The 20,235-nt window shown below is 65.5% G+C and carries 16 protein-coding genes and 1 pseudogene; 14 read left to right on the top strand and 3 right to left on the bottom strand.

From position 1 onward, the window contains the following. Nucleotides 1–49 precede the first annotated feature (49 nt). Nucleotides 50–220, top strand: a complete 171-nt coding sequence (locus tag ACT6QU_RS14900) for a Flp family type IVb pilin (RefSeq protein WP_444564344.1) — start codon at nt 50–52, stop codon at nt 218–220. A 3-nt stretch (nt 221–223) separates the two neighbouring features. On the opposite strand, the gene ACT6QU_RS14895 is transcribed toward ACT6QU_RS14900, so the two are convergent. Next, a complete protein-coding gene (locus tag ACT6QU_RS14895; RefSeq protein WP_444564343.1) occupies nt 224–1,081 on the bottom strand; it encodes a methyltransferase domain-containing protein in 858 nt (285 codons plus the stop codon). A 64-nt stretch (nt 1,082–1,145) separates the two neighbouring features. Here ACT6QU_RS14895 and ACT6QU_RS14890 point away from each other — a divergent pair. The 4 genes and pseudogenes from ACT6QU_RS14890 to ACT6QU_RS14875 all read left to right on the top strand — a co-directional run bounded on the left by ACT6QU_RS14890 (nt 1,146) and on the right by ACT6QU_RS14875 (nt 3,522). Then, nucleotides 1,146–1,948, top strand: a pseudogene (locus ACT6QU_RS14890) (ComF family protein). A 34-nt stretch (nt 1,949–1,982) separates the two neighbouring features. Further along, nucleotides 1,983–2,249 carry a glutaredoxin 3 gene (grxC, locus tag ACT6QU_RS14885; RefSeq protein WP_444564342.1) on the top strand — a complete coding sequence of 89 codons (267 nt, stop codon included), beginning with the start codon at nt 1,983–1,985 and terminating at the stop codon, nt 2,247–2,249. Continuing rightward, a complete protein-coding gene (locus tag ACT6QU_RS14880) occupies nt 2,246–3,100 on the top strand; it encodes a carbon-nitrogen hydrolase family protein (protein WP_444564341.1) in 855 nt (284 codons plus the stop codon). The genes grxC and ACT6QU_RS14880 overlap by 4 nt, the downstream gene beginning before the upstream one ends. After that, nucleotides 3,097–3,522 carry a DUF1178 family protein gene (locus ACT6QU_RS14875; RefSeq protein ID WP_444564340.1) on the top strand — a complete coding sequence of 142 codons (426 nt, stop codon included), beginning with the start codon at nt 3,097–3,099 and terminating at the stop codon, nt 3,520–3,522. Before ACT6QU_RS14880 ends, ACT6QU_RS14875 begins: the two co-directional genes overlap by 4 nt. 162 nt (nt 3,523–3,684) lie before the next feature. Here the strand turns inward: ACT6QU_RS14875 and ubiG are convergent, their stop codons facing one another. After that, nucleotides 3,685–4,431 (bottom strand): bifunctional 2-polyprenyl-6-hydroxyphenol methylase/3-demethylubiquinol 3-O-methyltransferase UbiG, encoded by a 747-nt coding sequence (ubiG, locus tag ACT6QU_RS14870; protein WP_444565918.1) that lies wholly within the window; start codon nt 4,429–4,431, stop codon nt 3,685–3,687. A gap of 156 nt (nt 4,432–4,587) precedes the next feature. Between ubiG and ACT6QU_RS14865 the strand changes: the two genes are divergently transcribed. The 9 genes from ACT6QU_RS14865 (at nt 4,588) to ACT6QU_RS14825 (ending at nt 17,533) form a co-directional block, all read left to right on the top strand. Next, nucleotides 4,588–5,514, top strand: coding sequence for an ATP-binding cassette domain-containing protein (locus ACT6QU_RS14865; RefSeq protein ID WP_444565917.1), 927 nt, complete (start codon nt 4,588–4,590; stop codon nt 5,512–5,514). After that, entirely contained in the window at nt 5,511–6,272 is a 762-nt protein-coding gene (locus ACT6QU_RS14860; RefSeq protein WP_024586990.1) for an ABC transporter permease, read from the top strand. The genes ACT6QU_RS14865 and ACT6QU_RS14860 overlap by 4 nt, the downstream gene beginning before the upstream one ends. A gap of 128 nt (nt 6,273–6,400) precedes the next feature. Then, on the top strand, nt 6,401–7,654 hold the full coding sequence (locus tag ACT6QU_RS14855; RefSeq protein WP_444565916.1) for an aspartate kinase: 1,254 nt from the start codon (nt 6,401–6,403) through the stop codon (nt 7,652–7,654). Nucleotides 7,655–7,734: 80 nt separating this feature from the next. Continuing rightward, nucleotides 7,735–10,005, top strand: coding sequence for a phosphoenolpyruvate--protein phosphotransferase (ptsP, locus tag ACT6QU_RS14850; protein ID WP_444565915.1), 2,271 nt, complete (start codon nt 7,735–7,737; stop codon nt 10,003–10,005). A gap of 12 nt (nt 10,006–10,017) precedes the next feature. After that, complete coding sequence (prfA, locus tag ACT6QU_RS14845) at nt 10,018–11,097, top strand: peptide chain release factor 1 (RefSeq protein ID WP_444565914.1); 1,080 nt, start codon at nt 10,018–10,020, stop codon at nt 11,095–11,097. Further along, entirely contained in the window at nt 11,090–11,944 is an 855-nt protein-coding gene (gene prmC / locus ACT6QU_RS14840) for a peptide chain release factor N(5)-glutamine methyltransferase (protein ID WP_444565913.1), read from the top strand. Before prfA ends, prmC begins: the two co-directional genes overlap by 8 nt. Nucleotides 11,945–12,235: 291 nt before the next feature. Beyond that, complete coding sequence (locus ACT6QU_RS14835; RefSeq protein ID WP_444565912.1) at nt 12,236–13,063, top strand: DUF4167 domain-containing protein; 828 nt, start codon at nt 12,236–12,238, stop codon at nt 13,061–13,063. 203 nt (nt 13,064–13,266) lie between these two features. Then, nucleotides 13,267–15,873 (top strand): ATP-dependent chaperone ClpB, encoded by a 2,607-nt coding sequence (gene clpB / locus ACT6QU_RS14830; RefSeq protein ID WP_444836689.1) that lies wholly within the window; start codon nt 13,267–13,269, stop codon nt 15,871–15,873. A 163-nt stretch (nt 15,874–16,036) separates the two neighbouring features. Continuing rightward, the gene (locus ACT6QU_RS14825; protein ID WP_444836981.1) at nt 16,037–17,533 is read left to right on the top strand and encodes a L,D-transpeptidase family protein; all 1,497 of its coding nucleotides are present in this window, start codon (nt 16,037–16,039) and stop codon (nt 17,531–17,533) included. A gap of 56 nt (nt 17,534–17,589) precedes the next feature. On the opposite strand, the gene ACT6QU_RS14820 is transcribed toward ACT6QU_RS14825, so the two are convergent. Further along, nucleotides 17,590–19,539, bottom strand: coding sequence for a M23 family metallopeptidase (locus ACT6QU_RS14820; RefSeq protein WP_444565909.1), 1,950 nt, complete (start codon nt 19,537–19,539; stop codon nt 17,590–17,592). Between the last annotated feature and the right edge of the window lie 696 nt (nt 19,540–20,235).

The raw sequence follows: 20,235 nt of genomic DNA, 5'->3' as shown, positions 1-20,235 counted from the left end.
TAACTTCTGGGTGCTAGGAAAAGGGACACGCTGAATGACGAGGCGCCCGATGCTGAAACGATTCCTGGCGGACGAAAGTGGTGCGACGGCCATCGAATACGGCCTGATCGCAGCGCTGATCGGCGTGGCGATCGTCGGCGGCGCATCGGCGACCGGCACGGCCATCTCCGAGCTCTGGAGCGGCAATGAAAGCAAGATCAGCGAAGTCCTGAACAACTGATATTCAGTCCGTATTGAGCGCCTCTGCAAGCGACGCTGTCGCGCTGCCCCGCCGTGCGGGCTTTTGCTGCGAGCCATGCGGCGCCCATCCCGAGAGCCAGACTGTCGCGAACGTCGCACGAATGCGCCCGTCAGGGTCTGCGAAGCGCTCGGCGTAGAGTGCGGCGGCCCTGACGAGAACGGCGCGCCGCACCGGCCGCGCGCCGACGAGGCTGCTGGTGACGCCCATGGCGCGCAGGTCGCGCATCAGGTCGAACATCGTGTCGTAACGAACGATCACTTCCTCGATGTCGGCGACGGGGAGCGCAAAGCCGGCACGCTGCAACAGGCCGCCGGCATCGCGAATGTCGACGAAGGGATGGACGCGGCTTGCCGCGCCGCCGGTCAGTTCGGCTTCGGCCGTCAACAAGACTTCGCGCAATTCCTTCAACGTGCCGGCGCCGGGAAGGCAGCCCAGGAAGAGGCCGTCCGGCCGCAAAAGGCGCCGGATCTGGACCAGCGTTCCCGGCACGTCGTCGACCTCGCCGAGCGCATAGAGCGAGACGGCCAGGTCGGCGCTTTCGGGCGGCAAGGCGAGATGATCGACGGGCGAGACCTCGCCGGGCTTGGCGTCGAGCAATCCGCGGGCGGCTTCGATGCGGTCGATGGTTCCGGCCTTGCCCGTCGATGCCACGGCGCGCGCGGCTTCATCGACGACGCCGTGGAGCACGACCGCGCGGTCGAAATCGCGGCTGACAGTGGCGAGGCGCTCGGCGAGTTCGACCGATGCCGCGCGCATCAGGAAATCGCCGTGGCGGCCGGTCTGGGAAAGCGCGCGCAGCTTATGCGCAAGCGCCCGGTTCTGATCGAAGATTGCGTCCATTGGGTCCTGATGCGACATTGCCCGGCAGTGGACTGGATATGGGAAGCCGGGCTTGAGAAGTCTCGTGGTGGAACGGCTCGCAAAGATCAAGTCCGCAGGCGTTGCAGCCGGGCAGATCGCAGGCCGCATGTTCTTCCCGCCGACATGCCTTGGCTGCCGCAGGATCGTCGCCGAAGGCGGAACGCTCTGCGCCGCGTGCTGGGGCGACATTCACTTTCTCGACGAGCCCTGGTGCGCCATCTCGGGCGTGCCTTTCGCCCATGACATGGGGGCGGGTGCGATCTCGCCGGCCGTCATCGCCACGCCGCCCGCCTATGATCGCTCGCGCGCGGCCGTCGCCTATGACGGCGCGGCGCGGCGGCTGGCGCAGAGCCTCAAATATCAGGACCGCACCGACCTTGCGCCATGGCTCGCAGGCTGGATGGTGCGGGCCGGACGCGATTTGATCGACCGCGCGGACCTCTCGTTCCCGTGCCGCTTCACCGCCAGCGTTTTTTCACGCGTCGCTTCAACCAGTCGGCCGAACTGGCGCGGGCCATCGCCCGGCAAACGGGAAAGAAGTATGGCGCCGAGGCCGTCATTCGTATCAAGAAGACCCGCCAGCAGGTGGGGCTGAAGGCGAAGGAACGGCAGGACAATGTCCGCGCCGCCTTCGTGGTGCCCGATGGGTCGAAGCCGCTGATCGCCGGGAAGCATGTATGCATCGTCGACGACGTCTACACGACGGGTGCGACGGTTTCGGCGCTTGCCCGGTGCCTGCGGCGGGCGGGGGCTGCCGAAATCTCCGTCCTGACTTTCGCGCGCGTGCTTCCTGCGGATTTCCGGCGTTCCGGGGACTTCCGGCGCGCGCTGCCAGAGCCTATATAGTCGGGCAAGGAAACCCCACTGGATATGGGCATTGATGGCTGACGTCGAAATCTACACACGCATGATGTGCGGTTATTGCGCGGCCGCCAAGCGGCTGCTCGACAGGAAGGGCGTCGCCTATGTCGAGCATGATGCCAGCTTTTCTTCCGAACTGCGTCAGGAGATGATCGCCAAGGCCAACGGCCGGTCGACCTTCCCGCAGATATTCATCCATGGCCGCCATGTCGGCGGTTCGGACGAACTGCATGCGCTCGATCACGAAGGCCGGCTCGACACGATGCTGAAGGGTGGCCGGGCATGAGCGAAACGGTCAAGGTCGCCGCGCTGCAGATGCGGTCCTCGACGTCGCTGGAGCGCAACATCGCCGATTTCGAGGCGCTGGTGCGCGAGGCGGCGGGCAAAGGCGCGACCTATGTCCAGTCGCCCGAGATGACGGGCGCTCTGGTGCGCGACCGGGCAGCGCTGAAGGCGATGATCACTTCCGACGACAAGGATGCGCTGGTCGCCCGGGCGGCGACGCTTGCGGCCGAACTCGGCATCGTCGTCCATGTCGGCTCGACCGCGATCGCGCGGCCGGACGGCAAGGTCGCCAACCGCGCCTTCGTCTTCGGGCCGGACGGCAAGCGGCTTGCGACCTACGACAAGATCCACATGTTCGACGTCGATCTCGACAATGGCGAGAGCTGGCGTGAATCGGCGACCTACGAGCCGGGCAGGGTCTCGACCGTCGTCGACCTGCCCTTCTCGCGCGTGGGACTGGCCGTCTGCTACGATCTGCGGTTCCCGCAGCTCTTCCGCGCGCAGGCGCTGGCCGGCGCCTCGGTGCTGACCGTGCCGGCCGCCTTCACGCGGCAGACCGGCGAGGCGCACTGGCATGTCCTGATCCGCGCCCGCGCGATCGAGAACGGCGCCTTCGTCATCGCCGCCGCGCAAGGCGGCGTGCATGAAGACGGCCGCGAAACCTATGGCCATTCGCTGATCGTCGATCCGTGGGGCAAAGTTCTGGCCGAAGCGGACGGCGCGGAGCCGGGCGTGGTGCTGGCCGAGATCGACCTTGCCGCCTCGGCGGCCGCGCGGGGCAAGGTGCCGAATTTGAAGAACGCGCGCGACTTCACCATCGCCGACGGCGCAGGGCTGGCCGACGCATCATGATCCGGTTCAATCTCGTTTGCGATGCGGGCCATGAATTCGATGGCTGGTTCCGGTCGAATGACGACTATGACGGCCAGCACAAGCGCGGGCTCGTTTCGTGCCCGACCTGCCATTCGGCCAAGGTCGGCAAGGCGCTGATGGCGCCCGCGGTCTCGACGGGCCGCAAGCAGGAGAAGATCGCGCTCGCGGTCGGCGCCGAACAGCGCCAGATGCTGACAAAGCTGAAGGAAATGGCCGACCAGGTGCGCCAGAACGCTGACTATGTCGGCGACAAGTTCGCCGACGAGGCGCGCAAAATTCACTTCGGCGAAGTCGAGCGGCGTGGCATCTATGGCGAGGCGTCGGTCGAGGAGGTCAAGAGCCTCGCCGAGGACGGTGTGGACTTCATGCCGCTGCCGACGTTTCCGGACGACCATAATTAAAAGACCCGCCGATATTCGGCCCTGAGCGGCCTGCAAACGGCGGCGTTCTGCGCTTCCGGTGCTCACGTACTGGTGTACGCTCCGCTCCGGTTCTCGAACGCCACCGTTTGCAGGCCGCTCAGGGCCGAATCTCGACGGGTCTTCGCGCGTGGCGCTGGGCAGTCAGGCGGGCTTCGTCGCCAGGATCATGTAGTTGACGTCGAGGTCGCGCGAGCGGTTCCACTGGTCGGTCAAGGGGTTGTAGGTGACGCCGGTGCGGTCGACGATCGACATGCCGGTGTCGGCGAGGCCCTTGTCCAGTTCCTCTGGGCGGACGAGCTTGTCGTATTGGTGGGTGCCCTTGGGCAGCCAGCCGAGGACGTATTCCGCGCCGATGATCGCCAGGCCCCACGCCTTCAGAGTGCGGTTGATGGTGGCGACGAACATCAGGCCGCCGGGCTTCACCATGTGGGCGCATTTCGAAAGGAAGAGGTCGACGTCGGCGACGTGCTCGACGACTTCCATGTTGAGGACGACGTCGAATTGTTCGCCGGCATCTGCCAGCGCCTCGGCGGTGGTGGCGCGGTAGTCGATCTTCACGCGCGCCTCGGCTGCGTGGATCTTCGCCACTTCGATGTTGGTGGCCGAGGCGTCGGCGCCGACGACGTCCGCGCCGAGACGCGCCATCGGCTCGCAGAGAAGGCCACCGCCGCAGCCGATGTCGAGCAGGCGCAGGCCGTCGAAGGGCTTGGCCGCGCGCGGATCACGGCCGAAATGGGTCGCCACCTGGTCGCGGATATAGGCGAGGCGCACCGGGTTGAACTTGTGCAGCGGCTTGAACTTGCCGTTCGGATTCCACCATTCCTGGGCGAGGCGCGAAAAGCGTTCGACCTCGCCGGCGTCGATGGTGGTGCGCTGGGCGTCTGACATGCGGGTGTCTCCTTCAGAGGTGGTCAAGTCGGGCGAGGGCGGCGAAAAGTCAAGCGCGCGCGATGTCAGGAGCGTGGTGTCGGATTGCGGGCGGCGATTGCGTCCTTGGTGCTGCGACCTATATGCGCTGCGCCTCACGCATTTCGAAAGTCCGCCATGCCCCCCGCACTCTCCATCCGAAATCTCACCAAGACCTATGCCTCCGGATTCACCGCGCTGAAAGGCGTCGACCTCGACGTACAGCCGGGCGAGATTTTTGCGCTGCTGGGGCCGAACGGGGCCGGCAAGACGACGCTGATCGGCATCGTGTGCGGGCTGGTCAATGCCAGCGACGGCGTCGTTCACGTGCATGGGGACGACATCGTCGTCGACTACCGCAAGACGCGCTCGATCATCGGTCTCGTGCCGCAGGAAGTATCGCTGGATGCGTTCGAAAGTGTCTGGGCAACGGTTTCCCATAGCCGGGGCCTCTTCGGAAAGGGCCGCAATCCGGCTCATATCGAGGGCCTGCTGCGGGCGCTGTCGCTGTGGGACAAGAAGGACGAAAAGGTCATCAATTTGTCGGGCGGCATGAAGCGGCGGGTGATGATCGCCAAGGCGCTGGCGCATGAGCCGAAGCTGCTCTTCCTCGACGAGCCGACGGCGGGCGTCGACGTGGAATTGCGGCGCGACATGTGGGAGATGGTGCGCGGGCTGCGCGCGACAGGCGTCACGATCATCCTGACGACGCACTATATCGAGGAAGCCGAGGAGATGGCCGACCGGATCGGCGTCATCTCGAAAGGCGAGATCATCCTCGTCGAGGACAAGGCGACGCTGATGCAGCGCTTCGGCAAGAAGAAGCTGGAGCTGGAACTCGTCGAGCCGCTGTCCGAACTCCCGGCGGGGCTGGCTGCGCGGGGGCTGGAGATCACGGATGCCGGGCGCCGGCTCGTCTATTCCTACGACACGCAAGGCGAGCGAACGGGCATCACGGCGCTTCTGGCGGAACTTTCGAGCGAAGGCATCCGCTTTCGCGACCTCGAGACGCGGCAAAGTTCGCTCGAGGACATCTTCGTCGACCTGGTGAGGGAACGAGCATGAATTTCCACGCCGTCAAGGCCATCTACACGTTCGAGATGGCGCGCACGTTCCGCACCATCATGCAGAGCATCATCTCGCCGGTGGTTTCCACCTCGCTCTATTTCGTCGTCTTCGGCGCGGCGATCGGTTCGCGCATCGAAACGATCGACGGCGTTTCCTATGGCGCGTTCATCGTGCCGGGGCTGATCATGATGTCGCTCCTGACGCTGTCGATCTCCAACGCGTCGTTCGGCATCTATTTTCCCAAATTCACCGGCACGATTTATGAAGTGCTTTCCGCACCCATCTCCTATTTCGAGATCGTGCTCGCCTATGTCGGCGCGGCGGCGACGAAGTCGATGATGATCGGGCTCGTGATTCTTGCGACGGCGGCGTTCTTCGTCGACCTGCAGATCCAGCATCCCTTCATGATGGTGCTGTTCCTCGTGCTGACCTCGGTCAGCTTCTCGCTGTTCGGCTTCATCATCGGCATCTGGGCGGACGGGTTCGAGAAACTGCAGATCATTCCGCTGTTGATCGTCATGCCGTTGGCGTTCCTCGGCGGCACGTTCTACTCGCTCGACATGCTGCCGCCCGTCTGGCAGACGATCTCGCTCGCCAATCCGGTCGTCTACCTCGTTTCGGGCTTCCGCTGGAGCTTCATCGGCACTTCCGATGTAAGCGTCTGGGTGAGCCTGGCGATGACACTCTTCTTCCTCGTCATCTGCCTTGGCATCGTGAGCTGGATGTTCCGCACCGGATACCGGCTCAAGAAGTAATCCGGCTTTCCATCGCGGGTCGCCTTCGCTTGCACAAGGCAGGGTATTTCAGTATGCAACCCGCGCCGCCGCCCGATCCTCGCGAACGGGCGGCATGAACCGATCTTTGCCCCGAGGAATTCCCTTTCATGGCGCGTATCGTGATGAAGTTCGGCGGAACCTCCGTCGCCGACATCAACCGCATTCGCAATGTCGCGTGCCACGTCAAACGCGAGGTGGATGCGGGGCATGAGGTGGCCGTGGTCGTCTCGGCCATGTCGGGCAAGACCAACGAGCTCGTCTCATGGTGCCGCGAAGCCTCGCCCATGCACGATGCGCGCGAATATGACGCCGTCGTCGCCTCTGGCGAGCAGGTGACGGCTGGCCTTCTGGCGATCACGCTGCAGGGGCTGGGCGTCCATGCGCGCTCCTGGCAGGGCTGGCAGATACCGATCAAGACCGACAATGCGCATGGCGCCGCGCGCATCCAGGAGATCGACGGCTCGTTCCTCGCCAAGCGCTTCGGCGAGGGGCAGGTGGCGGTGATCGCCGGCTTCCAGGGGCTGGCGCCCGACAACCGGATCGCGACGCTCGGGCGCGGCGGGTCGGACACGAGCGCGGTCGCCATCGCCGCCGCCGTCAAGGCGCATCGCTGCGACATCTATACCGACGTGGACGGCGTCTATACGACCGATCCGCGCATCGAGCCGAAGGCGCGCAGGCTTGCCAAGATCTCTTTCGAGGAGATGCTGGAGATGGCCTCGCTCGGCGCCAAGGTGCTGCAGGTGCGCTCGGTGGAACTCGCCATGGTACACAAGGTGCGCACCTTCGTGCGCTCCTCCTTCGAAGATCCGGACGCCCCCGGCATGGGCGATTTCGACAACCCGCCCGGCACGCTCATTTGCGACGAGGATGAAATCTTGGAACAGCAAGTCGTCACTGGCATCGCCTACGCAAAGGACGAGGCGCAGATTTCGCTGCGCCGCGTCGCCGACCGTCCGGGCGTGGCCGCCGGCATTTTCGGCCCGCTCGCCGAAGCCAACATCAATGTCGACATGATCGTCCAGAACATTTCCGAGGATGGTTCGCGCACCGACATGACCTTCACCGTGCCTTCGGCCGACGTCGCCAAGGCGGTTGCGGTGCTGGAGAAGAACAAGGACCAGGTCGGCTTCGACGCGCTGCAGCATGACGAGGGCATGGCCAAGGTGTCGGTGATCGGCATCGGCATGCGCAGCCATGCGGGCGTCGCGGCGATCGCCTTCAAGGCGCTGGCCGACCGCGGCATCAACATCCGCGCGATCACGACGTCCGAGATCAAGATTTCGATCCTGATCGACGCGGCCTACACTGAATTGGCCGTGCGGACTTTGCATTCCGTCTACGGGCTGGATAAGCAGTAAGAAGGGGAACGGCCGACACGGAGTCGGTTGCCGGCCCTCGACGATCGAGGGCCGGGTAGAGCCGTTGGAGAGAACGGTCGATGCGTGACATGGCGGCGGGACCGCGCGTATTGCTGAGACGGCTGCGCGAGCTCATGGCGGAAGCGCTTGAGCCGCAGGAGCGGCTCGACCGGATCGTGCGCGAAATCGCCTCCAACATGGTCGCCGAGGTCTGCTCGCTCTACGTGCTGCGCGCCGATTCCATCCTCGAACTCTACGCCACCGAGGGCCTGAACCCCGGTTCGGTCCATCTGGCGCAGCTCAAGCTCGGCCAGGGTCTCGTCGGCACGATCGCAGCGAGCGCAAGAGCACTCAACCTTTCCGACGCGCAAAAGCACCCCGCCTTCGCCTATCTCCCGGAGACGGGCGAAGAGATCTACAATTCCTTCCTCGGCGTACCAGTCCTCAGGGCCGGGCGCACGCTCGGCGTTCTCGTCGTGCAGAACCGCACGATGCGGCAATATCGCGACGACGAGGTCGAGGCGCTGGAAACCATCGCCATGGTCATCGCCGAGATGATCGCCACCGGCGATCTGGCGCGGCTGACGCGGCCCGGCCTGGAACTCGACCTGTCGCGCCCGGTGAGCTTCGTCGGACTGCCGCTCAATGACGGCGTCGGGCTCGGCCATGTCGTGCTGCACGAGCCGCGCATCGTCGTCACCAACCTCTTCAACGAAGACACGGACACCGAACTGGAGCGGCTCGGCGAGGCGCTCGGCTCGCTGCGGCTGTCGATCGACGACATGCTGTCGCGCCGGGACGTCGCCTTCGAGGGCGAGCATCGCGAGGTGCTGGAAGCCTACCGCATGTTCGCCAACGACCGCGGCTGGATCAGGCGGCTGGAAGAAGCCGTGCGCAACGGCCTGACCGCCGAGGCGGCGGTGGAGAAGGTGCAGTCCGACATGCGCGCGCGCATGCTGCACATGACCGACCCTTATCTGCGCGAGCGGATGAGCGATTTCGACGATCTCGCCAACCGGCTCCTGCGGCAATTGATGGGGCGCGGTCCCGAGGTGCTGGCGGCGTTGATGAACCGCGATGCCATCGTCGTCGCGCGCCAGATGGGCGCGGCCGAGCTTCTGGACTATCCGCGCGACAAGCTGCGCGGGCTGGTGCTCGAAGAGGGTGCCGTGACGAGCCATGTGGTGATCGTGGCACGCGCGATGGGTATTCCCGTCACCGGCCAGATGAAGGGCGTCGTCTCGATGTCCGAGAATGGCGACGCAATCATCGTCGACGGGGAGGAAGGGCGGGTCCATCTGCGCCCGCAAGCCGACGTCGAGGCGGCCTATGCGGAGAAGGTACGTTTTCGCGCCCGCCGGCAGGAGCTTTATCGCGAATTGCGCGACAAGCCTTCGGAGACCAAGGACGGCGTCCATATCGACCTGATGATGAATGCGGGCCTTGCGGTCGACCTGCCGCAGCTTACCGAGGCGGGCGCGGCGGGGATCGGGCTCTTCCGGACCGAACTCCAATTCATGGTGGCGGCGACCTTCCCGCGCGCCGAGGCGCAGGAGCGGCTCTACCGCGACGTGCTGGAGGCGGCCGGCAGGAAGCCGGTGACCTTCCGCACGATCGACATCGGCGGCGACAAGGTGCTGCCCTATTTCAAGGGCGCGGGACAGGAAGAAAACCCGGCGCTCGGCTGGCGCGCAATCCGCCTGACGCTCGACCGGCCTGGCCTCCTGCGCACCCAGATCCGCGCGCTCTTGAAGGCGGCCGGCGGGCGCGAGCTGCGCGTGATGCTGCCCATGGTGACGGAGCTTTCCGAGATCGACGCGGCGCGCGACATCTTCGACCGCGAGGTGCGCCATCTTGCCCGCTTTGGCCACCACCTGCCGACGAGCTTCAAGCTCGGCGCGATGCTGGAAGTGCCCTCGCTTCTCTGGCAACTCGACGAGCTGATGGCGAAGGTCGATTTCGTCTCGGTCGGGTCGAACGACCTTTTCCAGTTCGTGACCGCGTCCGATCGCGGCAACACGCTTCTGGCCGACCGGTTCACGCCGCTTTCGGTGCCGTTCCTTCGGCTCCTGCGCCAGGTGGCGCGGGCGGGCGTGGCGCACGCAACGCCGGTGACGCTTTGCGGCGAGATGGCCGGACGGCCGCTGCCTGCGATGGCGCTGCTGGGCGTCGGGTTCCGCTCGATCTCGATGTCGCCGGCGGCGATCGGGCCGGTCAAGGCGATGCTGCGCGACCTGCCGCTTGGCACGCTGACGCGGGTGCTCGACGACGCCCTCGACACGACGGCCGAACATGCCGATATACGCGCGCTGCTCTCCGGCTTTGCCGACCAGCACGGCGTCTCACTTTAGGAACTCCACAGAATGATCGAACTGCCGCGCGACCGGATGGACCAGGTCATCAAGCGCTTCGAGATGCTCGAGGCGCAGATGGCGGCCGGGCCCGAGGCCGACGCCTATGTGAAGCTCGCTTCCGAATATTCCGAACTGCAGGACATCGTCGGCAAGGTGCGCGAATTGCTGGCGGCGGAGGGCGAACTGGCCGACCTCGAGGCGATGCTGGCCGACCGCTCGCTCGACAAGGAGATGCGCCAGCTTGCCGAGGCCGACCGGCCGGCGGTCGACGAACGCGTCGAGGCGTTGCAGCAGGAAATCCAGATTCTGATGCTGCCGAAGGATTCGGCCGACGAAAAGAACGCCATCATCGAAATTCGCGCCGGCACCGGCGGCGACGAGGCCGCGCTTTTCGCCGGCGACCTCTTCCGCATGTATGAGCGCTACGCGGCGGCGCAGGGCTGGAAGATCGAGCTGATTTCGGCCAGCGAAGGCGAGGTCGGCGGCTACAAGGAAATCATCGCCACGGTTTCCGGCAAAGGCGTCTTCGCCAAGCTGAAATTCGAATCGGGCGTCCATCGCGTCCAGCGCGTGCCGGAGACGGAAGGCGGCGGGCGCATCCACACCTCGGCGGCAACCGTTGCCGTGCTTCCCGAGGCCGAGGAGGTCGACATCGACATCCGCGCCGAGGATATCCGCATCGACACGATGCGCGCTTCGGGCGCGGGCGGGCAGCACGTCAACACGACCGATTCGGCGGTGCGCATTACGCACCTGCCGACCGGCATCATGGTGGTCTCGGCGGAGAAGTCGCAGCATCAGAACCGCGCCAAGGCGATGCAGATCCTGCGCGCGCGGCTCTACGACATCGAGCGCACGCGGCTCGCCGACGAGCGCTCGGAATCGCGGCGGACGCAGGTCGGCTCGGGCGATCGGTCGGAGCGCATCCGCACCTACAATTTCCCGCAAGGCCGGCTGACCGACCATCGCATCAATCTGACGCTCTACAAGCTCGACCGCGTGATGCAGGGCGAACTCGACGAGGTGATCGACGCGCTGATCTCGGACCATCAGTCGAAGCTGCTCGCCGACATGGGCACACATGGCTGAGCCGGTCGAACTCGGCGAGACGATGCGGCGGGCGAAGAGGCGCCTCGAGGAAGCCGGCATCGACAGCGCCGAGATCGACGCGCGGCTGATCGTCGAGCATGTGACCGGGACGACGCGGCTCGACCTGATCGCGCGGCCGGACCAGCTCGTCGCCGGGCCGCATGTGGAAGAGATCGAGGCGGCGCTGGCGCGGCGGGCGGGGCGCGAGCCGGTGCATCGCATCCTCGGGACGCGCGAATTCTACGGATTGCCGATGCGGATATCGGTCGGGACGCTGGAGCCGCGGCCGGACACGGAAGTACTGGTCGATGCGATGCTGGCGGTCGCGGGCGAGGGGGCGCTGCGCATCCTCGATCTCGGCACCGGGACGGGTGCGATCCTGGTCGCGCTTCTCGCCGAACTGCCGCAGGCAAGCGGCGTCGCGGTCGATGTTTCGGACGATGCCCTTGAAACGGCGGCCGCCAATGCCGACCTGAACGGTGTCGCGGACCGGTTCAGGACAGTGAAATCGGACTGGTTTGCGGGTGTCGCGGGCGAATTCGACGTGATCGTCTCAAATCCGCCCTATATCGCGACAAGAGATATCGCCGATCTCGATCTTGATGTGCGCGGGTTCGACCCGCCAGCAGCGCTCGATGGCGGACCGGACGGGCTCGATTGCTACCGAACCATCGCAACGGGCGCCGGGGCGCATCTGACCAGCGCAGGATCGATCGGCGTCGAGATCGGGCATGACCAGAAGGACGCGGTCACCGCAATCTTCGAGAGTGCAGGTTTCGCGTACCAGGCGGCACGCAAAGATCTCGGTGGAAACGATCGCGTTTTGATCTTCCGGCGGCGCGGCTGACCGGGGATGCCCCGCAAAAAGGACTTGGCAAAACAAAGCAATCCCGCTAGGTTTCGGCTACCGGATGTGACGAAGCAGGCAGTGCTGTCATCGATTCGGTTCCCGTGACACAAACTGCCTTCTGCGTATGAGACGCCTTTGCTTCGCGCGGGGAATGTCCGGGCGTGACGCGAAACCGAAAAGCGGGACAAGTGGCGATAGCGCTTCGAGCGGCTGATCGCCGGAGCGATATTGCGGAACGGGCAAGGCCCGGGCGCCGCATGGATATTCCTGAAAGATGAAGAGAAACTGATGAGGCCACAGCAGAACAGGCGCATGCGCGGACGCGGCAACAACAATAATAATAACAGCAGCAACAACGGCAACAACAACAACCGCAAGGGGCCGAACCCGCTCACCCGCAGCTATGAGAGCAACGGTCCGGACGTCAAGATCCGCGGCACCGCGCAGCAGATCGCCGAGAAATACACGACGCTCGCGCGGGATGCGCAGAGTTCGGGCGATCGCGTGATGGCGGAGAACTATCTCCAGCACGCCGAGCACTATAACCGCATCATCGCTACAGCGCTTGCGCAGCAGGCCGCGACGCAGCAGCAGCAGCGCGACACGCGCGATGATGACGACGAGGACGGCGACGACAACGATGCCGGCTTCGACGGCAACAACAACAATCAGAGCCAGCGCGGCGACCAGAACCAGCAGCCGCGTGGCGACCGCCCGAACCGCGACAATCGCGACCGGGACAATCGCGGCAACCGCGAGAACCGCGACGAACAGGCGGCTGCCGACGGCAGCGGTCCGCAGCCGGTGATCGACGGCGTTCCGGCCGAGGTCGCGCTCAACCAGGAAGATGCTGCCGTCGGTGAAGGCCGCAGGCAGCGGGCGCCGCGCCGCGAGCGTGCACCGCGCGCCGAGCAGGGTGCCGACGAAGGTGAGGTTGCGGCCGTCTCGAGCCCGGCCCAGCTTGCCGCAAGCGTTCAGAGCGCCGAATCTGCCGGCGACGATACCGGCGAGCGCAAGCCGCGCCGCACGCGCCGTCCGCGCCTGAAGGCGGAGGAGGGCGAAAGCGCAGGCCCGGCCGACGAGAAGTCGGACGATGTCGGCGAGGCGGCGGCCTGATCGGGCCAGCGATGAAAATTCCGAAAGGGCGGTGGTCATCCACCGCCCTTTTTTGTTGTCCGGCGATGCGGCGCTTACTTGAGCGCGCCTCTTGCCGCTCCCATATTCGGACAACGGAGCCCGCCAGCAGCAAGCGGGGGCGCGTCACCACAATCTGAACCGGTGCTGCCCGTCAGGCCGGGGACGGAACGGAGACAGATAACATGAATATCGAAAAGTATTCCGAGCGGGTTCGCGGCTTCATCCAGGCGGCCCAGACCATGGCGCTGTCGCGCAATCACCAGCAGTTCACGCCCGAGCACCTGCTCAAGGTGCTGGTCGACGACGAGGAAGGCCTTGCCGCCTCGCTGATCGAGCGTGCGGGTGGAAATGTGCGTGACGTGCGCCTCGGCGTCGAGACGGCGCTGGAGGCGATGCCGAAGGTGGAGGGCGGCAACGGCCAGCTCTATCTGGCTCAGCCGCTCGCCAAGGTGTTCACCACCGCCGAGGAGGTCGCCAAGAAGGCGGGCGATTCCTTCGTCACCGTCGAACGACTGTTGACGGCGATGGCGATGGAGAAATCGGCGAAGACGGCCGACATCCTCGCCAAGGCCGGCGTGACGCCGGTCGCTCTGAACCAGGTCATCAACGACATCCGCAAGGGCCGCACGGCGGATTCGGCTTCGGCCGAGCAGGCCTATGACGCACTGAAGAAATATGCACGCGACCTGACGGCCGATGCGCGGGCGGGCAAGCTCGACCCGGTGATCGGCCGCGACGACGAAATCCGCCGCACGATCCAGGTCCTGTCGCGGCGCACCAAGAACAATCCGGTGCTGATCGGCGAGCCCGGCGTCGGCAAGACGGCGATCGCCGAGGGGCTGGCGCTGCGCATCGTCAATGGCGACGTGCCGGAAAGCCTCAAGGACAAGCAGTTGATGGCGCTCGACATGGGCTCGCTCATCGCCGGCGCGAAGTATCGCGGCGAGTTCGAAGAGCGGCTGAAGGCCGTGCTGTCCGAGGTCCAGTCGGCCGCCGGCGGCATCATTCTCTTCATCGACGAAATGCACACGCTGGTCGGCGCGGGCAAGGCGGACGGCGCGATGGACGCGTCGAACCTCCTGAAGCCGGCACTGGCGCGCGGCGAACTTCACTGCGTCGGCGCGACGACGCTCGACGAATACCGCAAGCATGTCGAAAAGGACGCCGCGCTCGCCCGCCGTTTCCAGCCGGTCTTCGTCGCCGAACCGACGGTCGAGGACACGATCTCGATCCTGCGCGGGCTGAAGGAAAAGTACGAGCAGCATCACAAGGTGCGGATCTCCGACTCGGCGCTCGTTTCCGCTGCGACGCTGTCGAACCGCTACATCACCGACCGGTTCCTGCCGGACAAGGCCATCGATCTGGTGGATGAGGCCGCGTCGCGGTTGCGCATGCAGGTCGATTCCAAGCCGGAAGAGCTCGACGAGGTCGACCGGCGCATCATGCAGCTCAAGATCGAGCGGGAAGCGCTGAAGACGGAGACGGACGTCGCCTCGAAGGACCGCCTCGCGCGGCTCGAAAAGGAACTGGCCGACCTCGAAGAGGAATCTGCCCGGGTGACGAGCCTGTGGGCGGCGGAGAAGGAAAAGCTCGGACTCGCGGCTGACCTCAAGGGCCAGCTCGACGAGGCGCGCAACGAACTCGCGATTGCGCAGCGCAAAGGCGAATTCCAGCGGGCAGGCGAGCTTGCCTATGGCCGCATTCCCGAGCTCGAAAAGAAGCTTGCCGAGGCCGAAAGCCAGGACAATGTCGGCTCGATGGTCGAGGAGACCGTCGCGCCCGACCATGTCGCGCAGGTGGTTTCGCGCTGGACGGGCATTCCGGTCGACAAGATGCTGGAAGGCCAGCGCGAGAAGCTGCTGCGCATGGAGGACGAGATCGGCAAGCGCGTCGTCGGCCAGGGCGAGGCCGTGCAGGCTGTGTCCAAGGCCGTTCGCCGCGCGCGCGCCGGACTGCAGGACCCCAACCGGCCGATCGGCTCGTTCATCTTCCTCGGGCCTACCGGCGTCGGCAAGACCGAACTGACCAAGGCGCTCGCGAATTTCCTGTTCGACGACGAGAGCGCGATGGTGCGCATCGACATGTCGGAATACATGGAAAAGCACTCCGTCTCGCGCCTGATAGGCGCGCCTCCCGGCTATGTCGGCTATGACGAGGGTGGGGCGCTGACGGAGGCCGTGCGCCGCCGGCCCTATCAGGTCGTGCTGTTCGACGAGATCGAGAAGGCGCATCCCGACGTCTTCAACGTGCTGCTTCAGGTTCTCGATGATGGGCGCCTGACCGACGGTCAGGGGCGCACGGTCGATTTCCGCAACACGCTGATCATCATGACTTCAAATCTCGGCGCCGAGTATCTCGTCGCGCTGGGCGAGGACCAGGATGCCGACGCGGCGCGCGACGAGGTGATGGCGGTCGTGAAGGCCTCGTTCCGGCCGGAATTCCTCAACCGCGTCGACGAGGTGATCCTGTTCCACCGGCTGCGCCGCGCGGACATGGGCAAGATCGTGGCGATCCAGCTCGAGCGGCTGGAGCGGCTCCTGACCGATCGAAAGATCGCGCTTTCGCTCGACCAGGAGGCGATCGACTGGCTTGCCGACAAAGGCTACGACCCCGCCTATGGCGCGCGCCCCTTGAAGCGCGTGATCCAGAAGGAGCTGCAGGACCCGCTTGCCGAGCGCATCCTGCTCGGCGACATCCTCGACGGGGCGCGTGTCAAGGTCACGTCCGGTTCGGATCGGCTGAACTTCCGCACGGCGAATGGCGACGCCTCCATCGTCGAAGCGGCCTGATCATAATTTCAGATAGGCCGGTCCGGGCAGCCTCGAAGGCCCGGGCCGGCCATTTTCATGTCCCGTTCATCCTTCATGAACCATAGTCGGCTCGTCGCCGCGAGGCGGTGATCAAGTTTGATCACTGCGTGCAACCGTAACGCAACTGGCTGGTTTGATAGACATGATCGCACGACCGTTTTCCCTCACCCTTCTCGGCATGCTTCTTTCGGCCGGCACCGCAGGCGCCGCCATCTCGGTTGCCGAGCCGCCGGAACGGCGTGCCGATGCGCGCAATGGCGTGCAGGTCGCCCAGCGCGAGGTCGACGTCTATTACGATCAGTTCGGGCGCGAAGTTCTCGTCGACCCCTATACGGGCGAGGTCATCGCGATCGTCGGCGAGGGCGGCGGCGGAGCGGTCCAGCGCGAGCGCTTCATCGAGCCCGATCCGTGGGGCGGCGACTATGTCGCGCCTGAGCGCTACGACCCGTATGAGGACGACCAGCGCCTGCGCCGTGAGCAAAGGCTGCGCGAACTCGGGCGCTATCCCGGCGGCCGGTCCGACGGCTTCCCCGAATTTCGCGAGCCACCGCCGATCCCGCCGCAGCCGCGAATGGCGGCTCCGCAGCCCCAGCCGAGCACGCCCCAGCTTGCAGCACCGCAGCCGCAAATGCAGCCGCCGGCCGGCGGCGTCGAGCGCCAGCCGCTCGGCAACGAGGCGACCGCCAGCGTTTCCGGCGAGGAGCCGGCAGGGCTGACGCAGCCGGGAACGGTGATCGAGATCGATCCGGGAACGCAGCCGCCCTCCATCTCGACGCCGCGCGCTTCGCTTGCCGGCGCCAGCGAGGACGTGGCCAAGATCCAGATCGTCCTGTCGCGCATCGGCGCTTCGCCCGGCGTGATCGACGGCCGGATGGGCGACAACGTCAACAAGGCGATCGCGACCTATCAGGAGCTGCGCGGCGAGGCCATGCGCACCTATGACAAGCAGTCGATCGACGACGTGCTTGCCGAAACCGGCGGCGACGCCTTCGTCGAATACGAGATCACGCCCGTCGATGCCGCCGGTCCGTTTATCGCCTCGGTTCCCGAGGATTACGGCGAGAAGGCGCAGCTCGAGACGCTGGGCTACACGTCGGTCGCCGAAAAGCTCGCCGAGCGATTCCACATGGACGAGAACTATCTGCGTGCGCTCAATCCCGGCGTGAACTTCGAACGGCCGGGAACGCGAATCCGCGTCGCCAACGTGCCGCGACCCAAGCGAGAGCCGGTCGTCCGGATCATCGCCGACAAGAGTTCCAAGCAGGTTCGCGCCTTCGATGCGACGGGCAGGCTCGTCGTCGCTTATCCGGCGACGATCGGCTCGCAGGCGACGCCGTCGCCGACCGGCAGCCACACGGTGGAGCGCATCGCGCTCGACCCCGAATACACTTACAATCCGAACAACAACTTCAACCCGGGCGACAACGACCGGGTGCTGACGATCCCGCCCGGCCCGAACGGGCCGGTGGGCTCCGTGTGGATCGCGCTGTCGAAGCCGACCTACGGCATCCACGGCACGCCCGAGCCGTCGAAGATCGGCAAGACCTATTCGAATGGCTGCATCCGGCTCACCAACTGGGATGCGCAGGAACTCGCCAAGCTCGTCTCGAAGGGCGTGACGGTCGAGTTTCAGGAATAGGGTTTCGGACCGACAGGGACGAATAAGGGCTGCTTCGGCGGCCCTTATTCTTTGGCTCAGTTGGTTGCGGCCATGCGCAGCGGCGGGACGGGATCGCCGTTCAGGAGCGCGTCGATGCGCTCGCGCTCATAGGCGAAGGCTTCGAGCTCCGGGCCTTCGAGAGAACGGTTCTGCGGCAGGCGCACGCGCATCGGGTCCACCTTGGTGCCGTTGACGATCAGCTCGTAGTGAAGGTGATTGCCGGTCGACAGTCCGGTCGAGCCGACATAGCCGATGACCTGGCCCTGCCGCACGCGGGCGCCGGGCACGACGCCATCGGCGATCGCGTGCTGGTGGCTGTAGGACGAGACATAGCCATTGGCATGGCGGATGATCGTCTGACGGCCATAGCCGCCGGTCCAACCGGCCTTGTCGACGGTGCCGTTGCCCGAGGCGATGATCGGCGTGCCGCGGGGTGCGGCCCAGTCGACGCCCGTATGGGCGCGGACATAGCCGAGGATCGGATGGCGCCGGCCGCCGAAACCGGACGTAAAGCGCCCGTTGGGGACCGGATTGCGCAGCAGGAACTGGCGTGCCGAGCGGCCTTCCTCGTCGAAATAGTCGAGCGTGCCGTCTTCCATCTGGAAGCGGTAGAAGCTGCGGGTGGTCGCGCCGAAGGACGCGCTGACATAAAGCAGTTCGGAATCGCCGGTCGCGTTGTCGTCGGTGTCCGGGTTGGAGAAGAAGAGCTCGATGCGGTCCGTCGGTCCGAGGCGCGACTGGTAGTCGACCTCGGCGGCGAGTAGCCGGATGAGTTGCCGCGTCATGTCGCGGTTGAGCCCGTAGGAATAGGCGGCGCGATAGATGCCGTCATAGACAGTCGGCAGGTTGCCGGTCGCGCCGACGACGGGGATCGATCCCTGCATGGCGATCGAGATCGCCGGATTGGGCTCGGGCTCGTCGCCCGGCACGAACTGGCCGCGATCGTCGATGGCGACCGTCGCGCGGTGGGCGGCCTCCTGGTAGAGGCTGGCGCGCATGATGCTGGCGCGGTCGCCGCGGATTTCCAGGCCGATGCGCAGCACCGAGCCGGCGGCCAGCGTCTCGCTGTCGACGAGTTTGGCAACGGCCTCGGCCATCGCCACGGAGGGCGGGTCGTCATAGCCGGCCTCGGCCAGCAGCTCGGCGATCGGCTCCTCGCTGCGGGCCACCACCATGTCCTCGGCATATTCGTGCGCGGCGGCACCCGCTGGCGCATCGCGCGGTGCGATCGACACGTTCTCCGGGACGACGCGGATACCGTAATTGCCGAGCGCGGTGCCGGCCAGGCCGTCGCCGAAGCGCTGCGGGTCGACATAATGAAGCGCGGCGACCTGAATGTCGCCATCGGTCAGGATCGCGCCAGTGTTGCGCACGACCGCCTCGACCTCCTCGGCCGACAACTCGCTGCGCGTATCGTAGGTGGCGTCGGCGAGCGGGAAGGCGGTGGTGCGCAGGCTGACTTCGCTCTCCACCTTGGCGCCGTAGATCTGGCCCATCGCCACCGCGGGCGCGGCGGGCGCCTCTTCGGCGAAGACCTCGAGCGGATCGAAGGCCGGATAGTCGCGGTCGGTGGAGTGGCCGGCGGCGAGTGCCATGTCGACATGGACGAATGGAACGGTGCGCACGATGTCGACGTCGTCCTCGCGCTGGAGCGTGGAGATTTCCATGCGGCGGCGGTCGGACGTGCTCGCCAGGATGCGCGAGGCGACGAGGCGGCCGGTCTTGGTGGCTTCGCCAGACACGGCCGTGGTCAGGTCGCCGGGCAGCGGTGTGGCGGCCTGCGAGGCGCGCAGCACGATGTTGCCGGCATCGAGCGCGGCGAAGAGCGCGACGCCCATCAGGATGCTCGAGGTGATGCCCGTCAGGAACGTGCCGGACAGCCAGCGCGCCGATATCTCCCGTCGGTCGGGCGGGCCGGAGCGGCCGGCGCCGTTGAGCGGCGGCTCGTCACCCAGTTCCCGTGCGGCCAGATCGAAATCGTTCATGCAATCTCTTCATGGGGCCACCCGATTCGCTGGACCGGGGCGGCCGATTTGCAGTGCGTGACGGACAATTGCCCGCCGGGACCTGCGAAGTCAACGAAAGGGCCGGAACGGGCGCGGCCCATCCACGGCTTCCCGTTCCGTGCGAATTCAATGGGGCACCAATTAGGCACGCGCGCGTATGCGAAGGGCGCTGCGCAAATCTTCCGTCGGGAGTTCCGTTGGGTGACACAAAACTTTCGCAAAAACTTTGAATTGGTCGTTGACAGTTTTGGGGAGTGGGGACTATAACCCGCTCAACAACGACAGCGGCGACGCTGCTGGCGACGAGGAGGTTTTCCTCTGAGTTTAGCGAAAGTTGGTTGACACAACAAAGTATCGCTCTTATGTGAGCGTCGACTTTGAGGTCTTGAGGCGCAAGCGGATGGACCGGGACGTTTTGCCGGTTGGGCGAATGTCTGTTCTTTGACAATTGCATATTGAGAAGAAAGAGATACGTGGGCGGCGAAGTGCTCGCGGGACTTGAGGGCCTTAGGGTCTGATGGTACCGAACGAGACTTTGGCGGACACGTTTTGTCTAGAGAATAAGTCTACCAGGATGGATTGTCTTCGGATGGTTTGTCCAGGTGTGAATGTTCTCGTCAATTCAAGCGTGACCAGATATGCCAAAAATCAATCTCTTCACCATGAGAGTTTGAT

The organism is Aliihoeflea sp., assembly GCF_052435475.1.
Taxonomy (GTDB): domain Bacteria; phylum Pseudomonadota; class Alphaproteobacteria; order Rhizobiales; family Rhizobiaceae; genus Aliihoeflea.
This window is presented reverse-complemented; position numbering and strand designations above follow the sequence as displayed.

Coding starts and splice junctions, on each gene's coding strand:
- ACT6QU_RS14900 (WP_444564344.1), top strand. CDS start 50: ATGCTGAAACGATTCCTGGCGGACGAAAGTGGTGCGACGGCCATCGAA.
- ACT6QU_RS14895 (WP_444564343.1), bottom strand. CDS start 1,081: ATGGACGCAATCTTCGATCAGAACCGGGCGCTTGCGCATAAGCTGCGC.
- grxC (WP_444564342.1), top strand. CDS start 1,983: ATGGCTGACGTCGAAATCTACACACGCATGATGTGCGGTTATTGCGCG.
- ACT6QU_RS14880 (WP_444564341.1), top strand. CDS start 2,246: ATGAGCGAAACGGTCAAGGTCGCCGCGCTGCAGATGCGGTCCTCGACG.
- ACT6QU_RS14875 (WP_444564340.1), top strand. CDS start 3,097: ATGATCCGGTTCAATCTCGTTTGCGATGCGGGCCATGAATTCGATGGC.
- ubiG (WP_444565918.1), bottom strand. CDS start 4,431: ATGTCAGACGCCCAGCGCACCACCATCGACGCCGGCGAGGTCGAACGC.
- ACT6QU_RS14865 (WP_444565917.1), top strand. CDS start 4,588: ATGCCCCCCGCACTCTCCATCCGAAATCTCACCAAGACCTATGCCTCC.
- ACT6QU_RS14860 (WP_024586990.1), top strand. CDS start 5,511: ATGAATTTCCACGCCGTCAAGGCCATCTACACGTTCGAGATGGCGCGC.
- ACT6QU_RS14855 (WP_444565916.1), top strand. CDS start 6,401: ATGGCGCGTATCGTGATGAAGTTCGGCGGAACCTCCGTCGCCGACATC.
- ptsP (WP_444565915.1), top strand. CDS start 7,735: ATGCGTGACATGGCGGCGGGACCGCGCGTATTGCTGAGACGGCTGCGC.
- prfA (WP_444565914.1), top strand. CDS start 10,018: ATGATCGAACTGCCGCGCGACCGGATGGACCAGGTCATCAAGCGCTTC.
- prmC (WP_444565913.1), top strand. CDS start 11,090: ATGGCTGAGCCGGTCGAACTCGGCGAGACGATGCGGCGGGCGAAGAGG.
- ACT6QU_RS14835 (WP_444565912.1), top strand. CDS start 12,236: ATGAGGCCACAGCAGAACAGGCGCATGCGCGGACGCGGCAACAACAAT.
- clpB (WP_444836689.1), top strand. CDS start 13,267: ATGAATATCGAAAAGTATTCCGAGCGGGTTCGCGGCTTCATCCAGGCG.
- ACT6QU_RS14825 (WP_444836981.1), top strand. CDS start 16,037: ATGATCGCACGACCGTTTTCCCTCACCCTTCTCGGCATGCTTCTTTCG.
- ACT6QU_RS14820 (WP_444565909.1), bottom strand. CDS start 19,539: ATGAACGATTTCGATCTGGCCGCACGGGAACTGGGTGACGAGCCGCCG.